Source organism: Rhizobium acidisoli, from assembly GCF_002531755.2.
Lineage (GTDB): Bacteria > Pseudomonadota > Alphaproteobacteria > Rhizobiales > Rhizobiaceae > Rhizobium > Rhizobium acidisoli.
The window spans coordinates 432,005-448,968 of the sequence record NZ_CP035000.1 but is presented as its reverse complement, the minus strand read 5'-3'; the positions used below and the strand labels follow the sequence as shown (position 1 = coordinate 448,968).

General features: G+C 62.7%; 18 protein-coding genes. 13 read left to right on the top strand and 5 right to left on the bottom strand.

All coding sequences use genetic code 11. The features are described 5' to 3' along the window. Positions 1-42 precede the first annotated feature (42 nt). Positions 43-1,377: an omega-aminotransferase AptA gene (gene aptA / locus CO657_RS27775; protein WP_054184485.1), complete on the bottom strand. Its 1,335-nt coding sequence runs from the start codon at positions 1,375-1,377 to the stop codon at positions 43-45. A 143-nt stretch (positions 1,378-1,520) separates the two neighbouring features. Between aptA and CO657_RS27770 the strand changes: the two genes are divergently transcribed. Continuing rightward, positions 1,521-2,069, top strand: a complete 549-nt coding sequence (locus CO657_RS27770) for a cupin domain-containing protein (protein ID WP_054184486.1) — start codon at positions 1,521-1,523, stop codon at positions 2,067-2,069. 74 nt (positions 2,070-2,143) lie between these two features. Here CO657_RS27770 and CO657_RS27765 read toward each other — a convergent pair whose 3' ends face one another. Genes CO657_RS27765 through CO657_RS27755 form a run of 3 tightly spaced genes read right to left on the bottom strand, consistent with a single transcriptional unit; the run spans position 2,144 to position 4,105 of the window. After that, complete coding sequence (locus CO657_RS27765) at positions 2,144-2,590, bottom strand: DUF5086 family protein (protein ID WP_054184445.1); 447 nt, start codon at positions 2,588-2,590, stop codon at positions 2,144-2,146. A gap of 5 nt (positions 2,591-2,595) precedes the next feature. Beyond that, positions 2,596-3,381 (bottom strand): pyrroline-5-carboxylate reductase, encoded by a 786-nt coding sequence (locus CO657_RS27760; protein ID WP_054184446.1) that lies wholly within the window; start codon positions 3,379-3,381, stop codon positions 2,596-2,598. A 4-nt stretch (positions 3,382-3,385) separates the two neighbouring features. Next, positions 3,386-4,105, bottom strand: a complete 720-nt coding sequence (locus CO657_RS27755) for a GntR family transcriptional regulator (protein WP_003592247.1) — start codon at positions 4,103-4,105, stop codon at positions 3,386-3,388. A 201-nt stretch (positions 4,106-4,306) separates the two neighbouring features. Here CO657_RS27755 and CO657_RS27750 point away from each other — a divergent pair, with 201 nt between their 5' ends. The 11 genes from CO657_RS27750 to CO657_RS27700 all read left to right on the top strand — a co-directional run bounded on the left by CO657_RS27750 (position 4,307) and on the right by CO657_RS27700 (position 14,777). Continuing rightward, on the top strand, positions 4,307-5,137 hold the full coding sequence (locus CO657_RS27750) for a substrate-binding periplasmic protein (protein ID WP_054184447.1): 831 nt from the start codon (positions 4,307-4,309) through the stop codon (positions 5,135-5,137). A gap of 62 nt (positions 5,138-5,199) precedes the next feature. Further along, entirely contained in the window at positions 5,200-5,982 is a 783-nt protein-coding gene (locus tag CO657_RS27745; RefSeq protein WP_003592251.1) for an amino acid ABC transporter ATP-binding protein, read from the top strand. Positions 5,983-5,992: 10 nt separating this feature from the next. Next, on the top strand, positions 5,993-6,655 hold the full coding sequence (locus CO657_RS27740; RefSeq protein ID WP_054184448.1) for an amino acid ABC transporter permease: 663 nt from the start codon (positions 5,993-5,995) through the stop codon (positions 6,653-6,655). 12 nt (positions 6,656-6,667) lie between these two features. Continuing rightward, positions 6,668-7,333, top strand: coding sequence for an amino acid ABC transporter permease (locus tag CO657_RS27735; protein WP_054184487.1), 666 nt, complete (start codon positions 6,668-6,670; stop codon positions 7,331-7,333). A 30-nt stretch (positions 7,334-7,363) separates the two neighbouring features. Then, positions 7,364-8,242 carry a 4-hydroxy-tetrahydrodipicolinate synthase gene (gene dapA, locus CO657_RS27730; protein ID WP_054184449.1) on the top strand — a complete coding sequence of 293 codons (879 nt, stop codon included), beginning with the start codon at positions 7,364-7,366 and terminating at the stop codon, positions 8,240-8,242. 90 nt (positions 8,243-8,332) lie between these two features. Beyond that, on the top strand, positions 8,333-9,367 hold the full coding sequence (locus CO657_RS27725) for a proline racemase family protein (protein ID WP_054184450.1): 1,035 nt from the start codon (positions 8,333-8,335) through the stop codon (positions 9,365-9,367). Between the two features lie 13 nt (positions 9,368-9,380). Beyond that, entirely contained in the window at positions 9,381-10,631 is a 1,251-nt protein-coding gene (locus CO657_RS27720) for an NAD(P)/FAD-dependent oxidoreductase (protein ID WP_054184488.1), read from the top strand. A gap of 32 nt (positions 10,632-10,663) precedes the next feature. Further along, the gene (locus CO657_RS27715; RefSeq protein ID WP_054184451.1) at positions 10,664-12,154 is read left to right on the top strand and encodes an aldehyde dehydrogenase family protein; all 1,491 of its coding nucleotides are present in this window, start codon (positions 10,664-10,666) and stop codon (positions 12,152-12,154) included. Beyond that, entirely contained in the window at positions 12,151-13,185 is a 1,035-nt protein-coding gene (locus tag CO657_RS27710) for a proline racemase family protein (RefSeq protein ID WP_054184452.1), read from the top strand. Before CO657_RS27715 ends, CO657_RS27710 begins: the two co-directional genes overlap by 4 nt. A gap of 8 nt (positions 13,186-13,193) precedes the next feature. Continuing rightward, on the top strand, positions 13,194-13,958 hold the full coding sequence (locus CO657_RS27705) for an SDR family NAD(P)-dependent oxidoreductase (RefSeq protein WP_054184453.1): 765 nt from the start codon (positions 13,194-13,196) through the stop codon (positions 13,956-13,958). A 63-nt stretch (positions 13,959-14,021) separates the two neighbouring features. Continuing rightward, a complete protein-coding gene (locus CO657_RS27700) occupies positions 14,022-14,777 on the top strand; it encodes an SDR family NAD(P)-dependent oxidoreductase (protein WP_054184454.1) in 756 nt (251 codons plus the stop codon). 11 nt (positions 14,778-14,788) lie between these two features. Here CO657_RS27700 and CO657_RS27695 read toward each other — a convergent pair whose 3' ends face one another. Then, entirely contained in the window at positions 14,789-15,784 is a 996-nt protein-coding gene (locus tag CO657_RS27695) for a LacI family DNA-binding transcriptional regulator (protein ID WP_054184455.1), read from the bottom strand. 177 nt (positions 15,785-15,961) lie between these two features. Here CO657_RS27695 and CO657_RS27690 point away from each other — a divergent pair, with 177 nt between their 5' ends. After that, the gene (locus tag CO657_RS27690; protein WP_054184489.1) at positions 15,962-16,915 is read left to right on the top strand and encodes a sugar ABC transporter substrate-binding protein; all 954 of its coding nucleotides are present in this window, start codon (positions 15,962-15,964) and stop codon (positions 16,913-16,915) included. Positions 16,916-16,964: the final 49 nt, after the last annotated feature.

Sequence of the window (16,964 nt, the reverse complement as noted above, 5' to 3'; positions counted from 1 at the left end):
GTCGGCGATTGAAATCGCCGACGAGGGACGCAGCATGCAGAATTATGCCGCGCGCTTCAGCGCATCGCCGATCGTCGAGACGATCGTGTCGATCTGGCTCTTCTCGATGATGAGCGGCGGCGAGAGTGCGATGATGTCGCCGGTCACGCGGATCAGCAGGCCCTTGTTGAAGCAGTCGACGAAGACGTCGTAGGCGCGGGTTCCCGGCGCGCCGTTGCGGGGCGCCAATTCGATCGCGCCGACCAGGCCGAGATTGCGGATGTCGACGACATTCGGCAGCCCTTTCAGCGAATGCAGGGCCTCCTGCCAGTGCTCGGCCAGATCGGTCGCGCGCATCAGCAGTCCTTCTTCCTCGTAGATTTCGAGGGTTGCAAGCCCGGCGGCGCAGGCGACCGGATGGCCGGAATAAGTATAGCCATGGAAGAGTTCGATCGCATTTTCCGGGCCGACCATCAGGCCGTCATAGATCTTGCGGCTGGCAAAGACTGCGCCCATCGGGATCGCCCCGTTGGTGAGCCCCTTTGCCGTGGTGACGAGATCGGGCACGACGCCGAAATAATCGACCGCGAAAGGCGTGCCGAGGCGGCCGAAGCCGGTGATGACCTCGTCGAAGATCAGTAGGATGCCGTGTTTGTCGGCGGTTGCTCGCAGCTTTTCCAGATAACCCTTCGGCGGCAGGACGACGCCCGCCGATCCCGACATCGGTTCGACGATGACGGCGGCAATGGTTTCGGCGCCGTGCAACTGCACCAAGCGCTCCAGATCGTCGGCCAGTTCCACGCCGTGGGTGGGAAGGCCCTTCGAAAAGGCATTGCGCTCGACGTCGAGCGTATGGCGCATATGGTCGGCGGGTATCTGCGGAAAGACCCGACGGTTGTTGACGAGGCCGCCGACGGATATGCCGCCGAAGCCGACGCCGTGATAACCTTTCTCGCGCCCGATGATGCGCGTGCGCGTGCCCTGGCCGATGGCACGCTGATAGGCGATGGCGATCTTCAGCGCTGTGTCGACTGATTCTGAACCTGAGCCGGTGAAAAACACCCGGTCGAGCTTGCCGTCCGGGCCGCCGGGCGCGTTCGCGGCCAGCTTGGCGGCGAAGTCGAAGGCGATCGGATGGCCCATCTGGAAGGTCGGAGCATAGTCCATGGTCGAAAGCTGCCGCTCGACTGCCTGGGCGATCTTCTTGCGGCCATGGCCGGCATTGCAGCACCAGAGGCCGGCAGTGCCGTCCAGCACCTTGTTCCCGTCGACGTCGGTGTAATACATGCCCTCCGCTGCGGCCAGGAGGCGCGGCGTAGCCTTGAACTGCCGGTTCGCGGTGAACGGCATCCAGAAATTGTCGAGGACGGGCGCGTTCGTTTTGCTGATCTGGTCCATGCTGGCCTCCATTGGGATGGCGTGCAGAATGGCAATTTCTCCCTTTCAAACAAGTCCTTTTCTTCGGTGGTGCAAGTCATTGAAACTGAATGAATGACCGGATATGTTTTTCGATATTCTGGACAACACAAACGGACCGCATCATGTCAGTCGACATCGGCAGCCGCCTTCGCCATCTGCGCATCGCCCATAAGCTTTCCCAGCGTGAACTCGCCAAGCGCACCGGCGTGCCCAATTCAACGATTTCGCTGATCGAATCGAATGCCTCCAACCCTTCGGTCGGGGCATTGAAGCGGATTTTGGACGGTATCCCGATCGGTCTGGCGGAGTTCTTCGCCTTTGAGCCCGAGCGTCCGAAGAAGGCTTTCTATGCGGCGGAAGAACTGGTGGAGATCGGCAAGGGCGCCATCTCCTACAGGCAGGTCGGAGAAAATCTGTTCGGGCGCAGCCTGCAAATGCTCAAGGAATGTTACCAGCCGGGCGCCGACACCGGAAAGATTCCGCTTGTTCACGAGGGGGAGGAGGGCGGGATCGTCCTCTCGGGAAGGCTTGAGGTGACCGTCGACGACGAGCGGCGTATCCTCGGGCCGGGGGATGCCTATTATTTCGAAAGCCGGCGGCCGCATCGGTTCCGTTGCGTCGGGCCGGTGCCCTGCGAAGTCATCAGCGCCTGCACGCCGCCGACGTTCTAGAGAATGATGCCGAAAAGTGTGAGCGGTTTTCGGGCGACATCATGCTCTAACTCTTTAATTTAGCAGGTCAGCATCTATTCTGAAGCGGATTTGATGCATTCGACAATTGCCGTACGGCACACTACGGCCTCCCTTTGCCCCGGAGATTGTTCACGCCAGGCCTTGTCGGCGAGCCGGAACTCGATGTCCTTGTAAAAATAGGTCTTTGCCTTCCGTCTGAGGCGGCTCCTGTCCAAAGCCTCCGCCGTCACGACGAGATATGCGGCAAGCCGTTTGAATTGCCAGGGCGGGGTATGCCGCTCCTTCTCGATCATCTCAAGATGGTAATAGGGATCGTGATCGGCGGGGTCGGGAACCTTGTAGATGGTGGCCCAGCGAACGGTCCGTGGTGAGAGGGAGAGAATGACGGTGGAAACGGCCGGTGGTTTTGCCGCCTCGGCATGCGCCAGGACGGTTCCGCCGAGAAGGGCCGCGACGGCTGTAACGCCTGCCAGGCCCGTTCGCATCCATGCCGATGTCATGCGCCTCAGCTCCGGCGGCCTTCGATGCGGGCAAGCACGCCATCGAGGGCGCCGTTGAGTGCCGCAAGACCGCCCTGCCTGTCGAAGTCTGAAAGAACCTGCTCGTTCAGGCCGCCTTTGGTGGCGAATTCGCGGCTCAGCGCGCTGAACGGCTCGTTACCGGGGTTGTTGGCTTTCTGCGCCAGGCTTGCAAAGAGCGGGGCGATGTAGGCTTGGCCCTTAGCTCTTTCGAGGCCGCTTTTTTCCAGCCAGCCGATGATCGACTCCATGACGCCGAAATAGGTCGACATGACGGCGCTTGCGGCCGCGAGGAGATCGTACTCTTTCCGCGACTGACATTGCACCGCCGTTCCGAGCGTGTCGAACAGCGCCGCGATGGCGGCATTGGCGGGATAGAGGGCGGTGACGCCTTGCCGCTGTGCGACGCAGGGCAGGGGGATGGCCTGGACGAGATCGATATCGGCGCCGATCCATTCGAGCAGGGCCTGGCGCTCCGTCGCCGCAACGAGGCTGACGACCGTCTGGCCGGTCCTCAACGACAGCGCCCGCACGACCTCCTCGGCGATCTGCGGCCTTATCGCCAGGAACACCATGTCGCTGCGATCGACGACGGTCTGGTTGTCCCCGGCAATCCTGACCGAGGCGAACTCCTCCGCCAATGTCGCGGCAATGTGGGCGCTTCGCGGAGACACGTGAATCTCCGAGACATAGGCCGGTTCGGCCAGAAGGCCGCGAACCATCGCTTCGGTGATGGCGCCGGTGCCGACGAATCCGATGCTGTTGATTTTCATGTGATTACTCCGCAGCCCGCAATGGCCCCAGCGCGACGTCCGTCGTGTAGTTCTCGCGCATGAAGTTGATGAAATTATCCTGGAACTGGCGCGTATGGGCGTGGGCGAGCTCGTCGGCGAGCTCGACGTTCTTGTCCCGGATGGCATCGAGCATCAGCGTGTGCTCGTCGGTCAAGAGATAGCCCTCATGGGTTCGCTCCAGATATTCGAAATGCAGGTGAAGCATGCGCTGTCCCTGCGACAGCAGCTTCTCATAGAAGGAGGCGAGGTACTGGTTCTTTCCGGCATGGGCGATCGCCATGTGGAATTCCTTGTTGGCCTCGGACATGGCGAGGTGATTGCCGGTTTTAACCGCCGCTTCGAAGATCTTCAGCCGCTTGGCGATGGTCTTCAGGTCGGCCTCGGTCCGGAGCGCTGCGGCAAGCCGCGTATTCATGCGCTGCGCGATGTCGAGCGCCTCGACATATTTGGGAAAGGTCGCGACTTCGATCGGCGCGACGATCGTGCTGCGGTTGGAAAGCGTCACCACCAGCTCGTCGGCGCCGAGCCGGATCAGCGCTTCGCGCACCGGCGAGCGCGACATGTCGAAGCGTTCGGCAAGCGTCATCTCGTCGAGAAGCTGACCGGGCGGCAGAGCAAGCGACAAAATCTCGTTGCGGAGCGTTTCATAAACGCTCTTCCAGCCGGTCCCGCGGATGCGTTTCACTTCCGATTCATCAGACACTTAAGTCCCTTTCTCCAGGCGCGGATCCCATTGGGCCAGAAAAACAGCGTGTCGGCAATGTAATTTTTCCGCTTGACTTTGTCGACACGCTGTTGACTTATTTCCATAAGTCGACACGCAGCCGACAAGAAAACAATAGAAACGGCCAGAGCCGACGAGTGGAACCGCGCGCTTTCGCGCACAGCAAAAGAGGAATGCCCAATGCTTTCTTTGATAACGTCCGCCTTGCGGGCGCTGCCCGTGCTCGCCCTGATGGGCGGTCTTTCCGCAACCGCCGCACACGCACAGACCGCCGAGGGATATTGGCAGGGCGTGCAGAAGGCAGGCACGTTGCGCTGCGGCGCGGCTGTCGCGCCGCCATATGTCATGCGCGATCCGGCGACGGGCGAATATTCCGGCTTCTTTGCCGATCTCTGCAAGGAATTCGCCGATGTGCTGAAGGTAAAGCCTGAATTCGTCGATACCACCTGGGACAATATCGTTGCCGGCCTGCAGGCAGGCAAATGGGATCTGTCGCTGGCGCTGAACCGCACGCCGACGCGCGCCATGGCCGTGCAGTTCTCGATCCCGGCGATGGAGTACCAGATCTCGCTCGCCTACAATAAAAACAACCCGAAGATTACCGCCGGTGCCGCTTCGGTCGCCGATATCGACAAATCTGGCGTGACGCTCGCCGTCATGTCGGGCACGGCGCAGGATAAGGCCATTTCCGCTGCGGTGAAGAACGCCACGATCATGCGCCTTCCCGGCAATGACGAGACCCGCCTGGCGGTCACCTCGAAGCGCGCCGACATCCTGGTCGACGCCTCCGATACCAACCAGCTCTTCACCCAGTCGAACCCGGATTGGGCAGTCGCGCTCAACCCGACGCCGGCCCTTGCCAAGCAGGGTGTCGCTTTCGGCCTGCCGCATCAGCTTTCGGCCGCCGACGTCGAAGTGGTCGATATTTTCCTCGAAGAGAAGGTCGCGACCGGTCACGTCGATGAGCTGATCCGCAAGGCGGTCGACGACGTGCTCAAGGGCGCGAAGTAACCTCGCCGGGCCGGTGCGGGGATCGCGCCGGCCCTTCCAGCTTCGATCATCGGAGATTGGCCATGACCACGTCTTTCAGCCTTCCCCTCGTGAAAATGCAGGCGCTCCACAAAAGCTATGGCAACGGAGCAATCCAGGTGCTGAAAGGCATCGACATCGAAATGAAGCCCGGCGAACGCGTCGTCGTCATCGGTCCGAGCGGCGGCGGCAAAAGCACGCTGCTCAGGGTGATGATGGGCCTGGAACAGATCGACAGCGGCTCGGTCAGTTTCGACGGCAAGGCCTATATTTCTTCCGATGGCGCTGCCAGGAAGACCCAGATCGACACCAATGTCCGCCGCTCGATCGGCATGGTCTTTCAGCACTACACGCTGTTTCCGCATCTGAGCGTCATTCAGAACCTGGTTCTCGCGCCCTGCAAGGTGCGCGGAGAAAGCAAGGCGAAGGCCACGGCCCGCGCCCAGGCGCTGCTCGAGCGCTTCGGGCTCGGCGCCAAGGCCAATGCCTATCCGGCCCAGCTTTCCGGCGGTCAGAAGCAGCGCGTCGCCATCGCTCGCGCTCTGATGCTCGACCCGAAGCTGATGCTGTTCGACGAGGTCACCTCGGCGCTCGACCCGGAACTCGTCAGCGAGGTCGAGCAGGTCATCCTGCAGCTCGCCGCCCAGAACATGCCGATGATGATCGTCACTCACGACATGTGGTTCGCCAAGAACATCGCATCGCGCGTCATCTTCTGTGCCGGCGGCGTGGTCGTCGAGGACGGTCCGCCAGAGCAGGTGCTCGGCGCCCCGCGCGAGGAGCGTACCAAGGAATTCATCGACCGCGTCTTCCATATCAAACAGTAGGGAGGCACAGATGAATTATACGTTCGATTTCAATGCCGTCTCCGTCGCTCCGCTTCTGCAGGGGCTGTGGGTTTCGCTGCAGCTGACGGCGGCTGCGAACGTCCTCGGCATCGTGCTGGGCTTCGGACTGGCCCTCCTCATCATGAGCCCGATCAAGATCGTGCGGCTGCCGTTCATGCTGTTCGTCGAATTCTTCCGCTGCACGCCGGCCATCGTCCAGATCGTCTGGATCTTCTACTGCGTGCCGATGCTGTTCGACGTCTTTCTCGATCCGATGACAATGGGCATCATGGCGCTCGGGCTCAATCTGATGGCATTCAACGCCGAAGCCTACCGGGCGTCGATCCAGGCGGTTCCGCGTGAGCAGCTCGATGCCGGCATCGCGCTCGGCCTCAATCCGCTGCAGCGGGTGCTCTATATCGTCTTTCCGACAGCGTTCCGCGCCTCGATCCCGGTGCTTCTGACCAACGGCATCGTCATCTTCCAGCAGAGCGCGCTGGTTGCGATCGTGGCGATCCAGGACCTGATGTACCAGGGCAAGACGCTGGCGACGGAGACCTACCGGCCGATCGAGACCTTCACCGTCGTGGCGCTCATCTATTTCGCCGTGTCCTTCCCGATAACCCAGATCGTCGGCCTGCTTGAGCGCCGCCGCCAGATCCTCGTCAGCTAGGAGGCCAGCATGATGACGCTCGACTTCTCGATCCTGCCGCACTTCGAGCACGCACTGCTGCTCGGCCTGTGGATGACGATCAAACTGACGGTCATCTGCATCGTGCTCGGATGCTCTCTCGGCTTCCTTGTCGGCCTCGCCCGGGCTTCCGGCAATCTGGCGCTTCGCGCGGTCTCCGGCGCCTATGTCGAATTCTTCCGCGGCACGCCGGTGCTGATCCAGCTCTTCTGGATATTCTTCTGCCTGCCGCTCATCCTCGGCGTCGAGCTTTCGAACCTGGCGTCCGGCGTCATCGCGCTGACGCTTTATATGGGCGCGATCACCAGCGAGACCTTCCGGGCGAGCCTCAAATCCATCGGCCGCGAGCAGCTGGATGCCTGCGTCGCGCTCGGCCTGCCGCGCAGCGCCCAGGTCATCAACGTCGTGCTGCCGCAGGCGGTGCTGCGGGCCATCCCGACATTGTTGTCGAACTGCGTCAGCCTGTTCAAGGAGAGCGCGCTCGTCTCCGCGGTCGGCATGGCGGACCTGATGTTCGTCGGCCAGAACATCTCGAACAACACGGCCCGTCCGGTCGAAGTGCTGACGGTCGTCGCCCTGATCTACTTCGCCATTGCCTTCCCACTGACGCGGGCGGTCTCCCTCATCGAGGGACGCATCCTCAAGAAGCTCGCAATCTGAAACCGTCATTCCCAGGACAGGAGAAATCCCATGAAACTTTCCGGCGTCATGCCCGCCCTCATCACCCCCTTCGACGCGAACAACAGGATCGACTTCAAGGCGTTCGAAAAGCTTCTGACGCATCTGCGTGAGGCCGGCGTCACCGGCTGGGTTCCAAACGGCTCGACCGGCGAGTATTTCAGCCAATCCAGGGAAGAGCGCCGTGACGTGCTGCAGTTCGTCAAGGAGTTTGCCAGGCCGGGCGAAATTCTGATCGCCGGCACCAACGCGCCGGCCACCCGCGAGGTGATCGAGCAGACGGCGCTGGCCAGAGATATCGGCTATGAGACAGTCCTGCTGGCGCCGCCATTTTATACCCGTCCGACCCAGGCGGAACTCGTCAAGCACTATGAAGCCGTACTCAGCGCCGTCGATGTCAGCCTCGTGCTCTATTCCTATCCGGCAAAGGATGGTTCGGACATCAGCTTCGAGCTGATGGATCATTTCGCCGATAATTCGCGGGTGATCGGCATCAAGGAAAGCTCGGGCGTGTTGCAGCGCGCGATCGACATCGTCAGCCGCTATGAGGGCAAGATCCAGCTCGTCAGCGGCTCCGACGATATCGCGCTGGATTTCATGTTCTGGGGCGCGGAAAGCTGGATCTGCGGTCCGTCCAACTGCATGGCCAAGGCCTGCTGCGATCTCGACCGAACCTACAAGTCGGGAGATCTCGGCAAGGCCCGCGAGATGATGAAAACCCTCTACCGGGCGATGAACATCCTCGAGAGCGGCAAGTTCGTGCAGAAGATCAAATATGGCTGCGAGCTTCAGGGCTTGCCCGTGGGGACGTGCCGCGCGCCGCTCGGCGAGCTGACCTCGGAAGAAAAGGCCGAGTTCCGGGCGGCGATGGAGCCGATCCTCAACTGGTAGGGTTTTCCTGCAGAGAGCGGGATCGGCCACGCGGGCGACCGGTCCCGAAAATGCACCTGCTTCCCCACGAAGACCTGGAAGGCTCAAGCGATGCGATTCAAGAAGGTCCTGTCCATCGTCGATTGTCACGCGGAAGGCGAAAGCGGCAAGGTGATCGTCGGCGGTGTCGGCCAGGTCAGGGGCGAGACCATGTTCGACAAGCGGACCTACCTCGAAACCCATATGGACGATATCCGCAAGATGGTTCTCTTCGAACCGCGCGGCGCCGTCTGGCACAATGCCAATATCGTTCTGCCTTCCAATCACCCCGAGGCGGATTTCGGCTATGTGATCCTGGAGACCACGGAATATCCGGCTATGTCGGGTTCCAACACCATCTGCGTGGCGACCGTCCTGCTCGAAACCGGCATTCTGCCGATGCAGGAACCGGTGACAAACCTGACGCTGGAATCGCCGGCCGGTCTGATCCGGGTCCGCTGCGAATGTTCGGACGACAAGGTGACGAGCGTCCGGCTCGTGAACCAGCCGGCCTTCTGCTACCACCTCGGCAGGCATATCGAAGTCGAAGGTCTCGGCACCGTTCAGGTCGACATCGTCTATGGCGGAATGACCTATACGATGGTCGATGCCGCGGCTCTCGACTTTTCGATCGATCCCTCCGAAGCCCGCGACCTTTGCGCGGTCGGGCAGAAGCTGAAATTCGCCGCCGCCGAGCAGCTTGCGGTGGAACATCCTGAAACCCCCGATATCCCAGGCATAACCAACACTGAGTTCATGGGGCCGCTTCGCCGCGAAAACGGCCAGCTGATCTCGAAGAATTGCGTGGTCGTCTCTCCCGGCCGCTGCGATCGCTCGCCCTGCGGCACCGGCTCTTCGGCCCGCCTTGCCCTGCTGCATGCCAAGGGACTGATCGCGCCCGGCGAAACGCTCATCCATGAATCCATCACCGGAAGCCGCTTCACCTGCGCCATCGACGGGCTAGCGAAGGTCGGAAAATATGATGCCGTCATCCCGGCGATCGCAGGACAGGCATGGATCACCGGCTTCTACCAGATGGGCATGGATCCGACCGATCCCTACCAACAGGGGTTCACCGTGGCGGATACCTGGATGACGACGGTCTGACTTGGGAATGGATATGAGTGGAAACAAAGCTCCTTTGGTGGTCGTCGGCGCCGGTATCATCGGCGTCGTCATAGCCTATGAACTCCAGCGTCGCGGGCAGGCGGTCGTGCTGGTGGACAAGACGACCCCCGGCATGGGTGCCTCCTACGGCAATATGGCGAGCATCGCCGTCACCGAATTCATGCCGGCCTCTCGCCCCGGCATCTGGGCGCAGATGCCGAAATGGCTGCTCGATCCGGAAGGGCCGGTGCGCATTCGGCCCAGTTACCTGCCGAAACTGGTGCCGTGGTTCCTGAGATTCCTCGCCGCCAGCCGCCCCTCAAAATTGAGGGAGCTGGAAGCGGCCGGCGCCGTGCTCTGCGGCCGGGTCTATGAAGATCTGGACGCGCTGTTGAACGAGACCGGCCTCACGCAGATGCTGACGGCCGAGGGGTGCTTGAGCCTCTATACCGACGAGGCCGAGTTCAGGGCGGATCGCGCGCATATCGACATCCTGGAGCGCTTCGGCTTCCGGCACGAAATCCTCGGCGGCAACGCCATCCGCGATCTCGAGCCGGCCTTGACCACCAGGATCGGCAAGGCGGTGCTCTTTCCCGACAACCGGTCGATCACCGATCCGCACAAGCTCGTCGCCGCCCTTGCCGAAAAGTTCCAGGCACTCGGCGGCCGGATCGTTGAGGGCGATGTCGTCGGTTTCGAGCAGAGCGAGGCCGGCGTCTCGGCTCTGCGCCTGGCGGACGGGCGCATCCTTGCGGCCGACAAGGTGGTGCTTGCGGCCGGCGCCTTCACCGCCCGGCTTTCCGCGCTGCTGCGCGAACATATCCCGCTCGAAACCGAGCGCGGCTACCACACGCAGATCATGGAGCCCGGCATTTCGATGCGCCATTCGATCATCTGGCCGGCGCGCGCCTTCATGGTCACGCCGACGGCGGGCGGCATCCGCGTCGGCGGCACGGTCGAGATGGCCGGACTCGATGCTCCGCCGGACTATCGCCGCGCGAAAATCCTGGTGAAGAGGGCTCGGGAAGCCTTGCCTGATCTGGTGCCCCGGAGCGCGACGGAGTGGATGGGGCATCGCCCGGCGCTGCCTGACACCGTGCCGGTCATGGGTCCATCCGCCAAGCGCCGCAACGTCTGGTACGCGACCGGGCACGGACATCTCGGCCTCACCTATGCGGCGACGACCGGCCGGTTGATGGCCGATCTCATCACGGGCGTTGAACCGCCCGTGGACATGAAACCCTATCGTGTCGACCGCTTCTGAGAGCGGCGACGCCAGGAGAAAGGGAGTAAAACATGCGAAGCGAACTCTATATCGACGGACAGTGGGTGAAGCCGGTCAAGGGCGGCACCTGCGCGGTGACCAATCCCGCGACGGAAGAGGTGATCCAGACGATCGGCGCCGCAACGGGCGAGGATGTCGATCTTGCCGTCAAGGCGGCGCGCCGCGCCTTCGACAAGGACGGCTGGCCGAAGCTGACGGGAGCCCAGCGCGCGCGGTATCTCCGTGCGATCGCCGACGGCATCCGCGCCCGGCAGGCCGAGATCGCCCGCCTCGAAGTTCTCGACAACGGCAAGCCGTTCCCCGAGGCCGATTGGGACGTTGCCGACGCGGCGGGCTGCTTCGATTTCTATGCGGGGCTCGCCGAACAGCTCGACAACAATCCCGAGGAGGCGATCACGCTTCCCGATCAGCGCTTCACCTCCAAGGCGGTGCGCGAGCCGCTCGGCGTGGCCGGCGCGATCATTCCCTGGAATTATCCATTGCTGATGGCAGCCTGGAAGGTCGCTCCGGCCCTTGCCGCCGGCTGCACCGTAGTGCTGAAGCCCGCCGAATTGACGTCGCTGACGGCGCTGGAACTGGCGGCGGTTGCCGACGAAGCCGGGCTGCCGGCGGGCGTGCTCAATATCGTCACGGGAGCAGGTTCGGTCGCCGGGCAGGCGATAATCGATCACAAGCAAGTGGACAAGTTGGCTTTTACCGGCTCGGGACCGGTCGGCTCGAAAATCATGGCGGCGGCCGCCCGCGACATCAAGCGTGTCAGTCTCGAACTCGGCGGCAAGTCGCCCTTCGTCGTCTTCGAAGACGCCGATATCGACAAAGCCGTCGAATGGATCATGTTCGGCATCTTCTGGAATCAGGGCCAGGTCTGCTCGGCGACGTCGAGAGTCCTCGTGCAGGACACCATCTACGAGCGGCTGCTCGCGCGTCTCATCGAGGAAACCAATAAGATCAAGATCGGCAACGGTATGGACGAGGGCGTCCTCCTCGGGCCGCTGGTTTCCAAGCGCCAGCACGAGCAGGTCGTTGCCGCGATCGAAGCGGCCCGGCAAGCTGGCGCAACGGTCGCCTGCGGCGGAGCGCGCCCAGAGGGTTTCGACAAGGGCTACTACCTCCAGCCGACCATTTTGACGGATGTCCCGCTCGACAGCGCCGCCTGGGTGGAGGAGATCTTCGGACCCGTCGTCTGCATCCGGCCGTTCAAGACTGAGGAGGAGGCGATCGAGCTCGCCAATGATTCCCGCTTCGGCCTAGCCGCCGCCGTCATGTCGAAGGACGACATCAGGGCCGAGCGCGTCGCGGCCGCCTTCCGTGCCGGCATCGTCTGGATCAACTGCTCGCAGCCGACCTTCACCGAAGCGCCCTGGGGCGGTTACAAGGAATCCGGCATCGGCCGCGAACTCGGCCGCTGGGGCCTCGAAAATTATCTCGAGACCAAACAGATCACCTGCTTCGCCAGCGAGGAGCCCTGGGGCTGGTACATCAAGCCGGAGGCGGCCGAATGAACTGGAACCGCAGCCTCGATCTGCTGCAGGTCCACTGCCAGGGCGAGATCGGCAAGATCATCGTCTCCGGCGCGCCCGAAATACCGGGCGCGACGATGCTCGACAAGATGAGCCACATTAACACGGTCGACGACAGCCTGCGCCGCTTCGTCACCTTCGAGCCGCGCGCCAGCGTCGCCATGTCGGTGAACCTGCTGGTCGAACCGACGCGCGCCGATGCCGATGCCGGCTTCATCGTGCTGCAAGCCGACCGCGCCCATCCGATGTCCGGCAGCAACTGCATCTGCGTCGTCACCGCACTTCTCGAAAGCGGCCGGGTGCCGATGTCGGAGCCGGAGACGATCGTCCGCTTGGATACGCCGGCCGGCCTTATCGTCGCCCGCGCCGCCTGCCGCGATGGCCGCTGCCTGTCCGTCAGCCTCGACAACGTGCCGAGCTTCGCCGAAGCGCTGGACAGGGAGGTGGAGACGCCGAAATGGGGGCGCATCAAGATCGATGTCGCCTTCGGCGGTGTTTACTACGCGCTTGTCGACGTCGATCAACTCGGCCTCGATATCTCCCCGGCCAATGCCCGGCTGCTGGCGGAAGCCGGCATCGAGCTCAAGGCGCTTCTGGCTGGCCAGGTTTCGGTTGCTCATCCGGTTCTCGCCGGCGTTGATGAGATCGCTTATGTGATGTTCCGCGGCCGGGAAGCCGACGGCGCGGTCAGAACCTGCACGACGCTGCAACCCGGCCGCGTCGACCGCTCGCCCTGCGGAACCGGCAGCTCGGCGAACCTGGCGACGCTTTATGCTCGCGGTGAGGTCTCCGTCGGCGATCGGCGGACATCGCGGTCGATCATCGGCGGGGAATTCCTCGCGGAAGCGATCGGCGAGAGCGAGGTCGGCGGCCGTCGCGCCGTGCTGCCGCGAATAACCGGCCGCGCCTTCATCTATGGCCGTGAACAGTTGCGCCTGTCCGACGATGATCCCTTCGTCGCCGGCTTCGCGCTCTCCGACACCTGGGGACCCCAGGTCGACCTTCTCGGTTAGGAGCCACCATGTCTCACCTTCAATCCCTGACCGGCCATACAGTCCTCGTCACCGGAGCATCGGGCGGGATCGGTGCTGCCATCGTCGAACGCCTGTCAGCCGAAGGCGCGCGACCCGTCATCCATTACGGGCGCGACAGGGAGAGGGCACAAGCCTTGCTTGGCAAACTCGGTGGGAACGGCCTGATCGTCCAGGCCGACCTCTCCCGCCCGGACGGCGCCTTTGCGCTGTGGCGCGACGCACTCGCGGCGGCGGGACGCATTCATGCCGTCGTCAACAATGCCGGCATCCGCAGCGAGATTTCGATCGATGCCGATCCCGCCGATTGGCGGGCCGTCTGGCAGAAAGAGTTTCAGGTGAACTTCTTCGCAGCCGCCGATCTCTGCAAAGAGGCCCTCGTGCATTTCAAGCAAGAGGGCGGTGGGCGGATCATCAATATGGCCAGTCGCGCCGGACAGCGCGGCTATGCCGCTGACGCCATGCCCTACGGGGCGACGAAGGCGGCGCTCATCAATCTCACAAAGTCGATCGCGAGGAGCTTCGGTCGCGACGGGGTCGTCGCCGTCTCCATCGCGCCGGGCTGGGTGCGGACCGATATGGCCGAGGAGTTCGTGGCGAGGCACGGAAAGGATGCAGCGGTCGGCGACATCCCGATCGGCGAGATGGCCGAGCCGGCCGAGATCGCCGAGCTTGTGGCCTTCCTTCTTCGTCCTTCGCAAGTGTCGGTCAATGGGGCGACGTTCGACGTCAATGGCGGCAGCTACATCAGATAGAGCAATTCCAGCAAAAGTGTGCAGCGCTTTTGCGTTCGGAATTGCGCCAAAAGGAGGTTCGGGATGAAGAGATTTCATGGCAAGGTCGCGGTCGTGACCGGTGGCGGCGGTGGCATCGGCTCGGCCATATCGAAGAGGTTGGCCGAGGACGGCGCGCTGGTGGTGGTGACCGATGCCAACGCCCAGGCCGCAGGCGAAGTTGCTTCGCTGATCGAGACCGCCGGCGGATCGGCGACCGCCATTGCCGCCGACATCTCCCGTAAGCCGGAATGTGTGGAGCTGATCGGGAAAGCCTATGCGATCAAGGGGCGGCTGGATGTGCTGGTCAACAATGCCGGCATCAACCGGCGCGGCAATCTGCTGGCGCTCTCGGATGAAGACTGGCAGCTGAGTTTCACGGTCAATCTGGATTCGATGTTCCATCTCTGCCGCGCGGCCCTGCCGCATATGATCGCCGCCGGCGGCGGCGCGATCGTCAATACGGCCTCGCAATGGGGTCTCTACCCCGCGCCGAACCATATCGCCTATAACACGACAAAGGCGGCGGTTGCCGCCTTCACCCAGAACCTTGCCAGGGACTATGCGCCGGACAAGATCCGGGTCAACGCCGTCTGTCCCGGCGAGATCCATACGCCGATGCTCGAAGCCGGCGTCAAGCGCTCCGGCCGGACGATCGCCGATCTCGACAAGCTCGTTCCCTATGGTCGTATCGGCAAGCCGGAAGAGGTGGCGGCCCTCGTTGCGTTTCTCGCATCGGATGAGGCCGCATTCATGTGCGGCTCTTTGGTGGAGATCACCGGCGCGCAGGCCGTATCATAGCGTTCGGGCGACTATGTCGAACTTCGGACGACGAGCCGGCCCGGCAGCGTCACGGTTTCCGGTTCGACGGCGCCCTTGATCATGCCGACGACAGCCCGCACCATCTCTTCCCTGGGTTGTTCGTAGGTTGTCAGACCGTATCCGTATGATCCGCCGAGTTCGTAATTGTCGAAGCCGACGATAGCGATGTCCTCGGGAATCTTCAGTCCGAAGTTTCCGCGAATCTCGTCCATCGCTCCCAGTGCGAGAATGTCGTTTTCGCACATCAGGACATCCACCCGCTCGTCCGCAGGCGTGCTCGCGAGATATGCCCGGACGGACGCCGCGCCCGCGTCCGCACTGTACCTGTCTGCGGAAAGAAGTGAGATGTTTTGGATGCCGTGCTCGGCCCAGAACTCGACATAATGCTGGCGTCGCCTCAGCGCCGTCGAGAGAGCAGCAGCCCCACTCATGAAACCGGGGCGCCGATAGCCTCGTTCATGAAGGTGACGGACGATGTCCCGAAGCGCCAGTTCGGCGTCGCATACGACAGCCGGGACGCCGTCGATCTGGCTGTCTCGGGCCAGAACGAACATGGGAGGCATTCCATGGCCGAGCTGCAGGTCGGTCAGCGTTTCGTCGCGGAACGCGGTGCCGAAGAGAACGATGGCGTCGACCTGACGCTGGTCGGCATGGAGCAGCGCGTTCACATGGTCGAAGTGATTGTTGATGTTGATGAGCATCGCAACCAGTCCGGCCGCCTGTAGCTGCTCCGTCAGCGCTTCGAGGAAAGGGAGTTTTTGCGGGTTGGCAAAATCGTCGACGAATACCGCCACCTGCCGCGTCGAGTTCGTCGCGAGACTGCGCGCCAAGAGGTTCGGCGTGTAGTTCAGCGCGGCAGCCATCTCCAGCACCTTGCGTTTGCTCTCCTCGGTGATGGACGCGCCGGGTGTGAAGGCCCTGATGACCGTCCACTTCGATACTCCTGCGGCCTCCGCCACCTGTTTTGCCGTTGCCCGCTTGCGCATTACGCCTCCCGAAGAAAATAGAATAAACATTCCATTTTCCGATTCCGGTGAAATGAATGCTTGCTTTTAGCTTATTCCTGCATATGATGCACCCGCTTGCACCCGGTAGCAAAGGTTTTGCACCCGGTAGCATTCGTTAATCCGCCCTGTGGAGGGGACGGCTTGGAGGAGGAAAAGATGAAATCCATTCTGAAGAAGCTTGCATACGGTGTCGTCGCCGTCGGAATCGCAGCGTCGTGGTCGGTCGGCGTGAAGGCGCAGGAGCAGCCGAGCATCATCGCCGTCACGCACGGGCAGGCGTCGGATCCGTTCTGGTCGATCGTCAAGAACGGCATGATGCAGGCCGCCAAGGACAGCAACGTGAAGGTCGACTACCGCGCGCCGGAAACCTTCGACATGGTCGCAATGGCTCAGCTCATCGAAGCCGCGGTCAATCAGAACCCGGCCGGCATCGTCATCTCCAATCCTGATCCCGACGCGCTGGGCCCGGCTATCGAAAAGGCTGTCGCTGCCGGCATCCCGGTTATCTCGATGAACTCGGGCATCTCAGCCGCCGAGAAGCTCGGCATCAAGCTGCATGTCGGCCAGGACGAGATGCCGGCCGGCATCAAGGTCGGCGCGAAGCTCAAGTCGCTGGGCCTGAAGCATGTCCTCTGCGTCAATCAGGAAGTCGGCAACGCCGCGCTCGACCAGCGTTGTGCCGGCACCGAGAAGGGCTTCGAAGGGGGCAAGGTCACCGTGCTGCCGACCACGGCGGACCCGGCGGAAATCGAAGCGAAGATCCAGGCGGCGCTGACCTCCGATCCGTCGATCGACGTCGTGCTCGGCCTCTCGGCTCCGCTCGTCGGCGAGCGCGCCGTCGCGGTCGTCGAAAAGATTGGCAACGGCAACAAGGTCAAGGTGGCATCCTATGATCTATCCGCCGGCTTCCTGCAGGCTGTTGCGGACGGCAAGGCCCTCTTCGCCGTCGATCAGCAGCCTTACCTGCAGGGCTATCTGCCTGTGACCTTCCTCGCTCTCAACGCCCGCTACGGCACCATCCCGGCAGGCAACGTCGCCTCCGGCCCGAGCTTCGTCGAGAAGGACGCGGCCGCTTCGGTTATCGAGAAATCCTCCCAAGGTATCCGCTAAGCGGACCCGCGGCAGCTCCCGCCCGCGGGCGGGGGCTGCTTTCATCGCC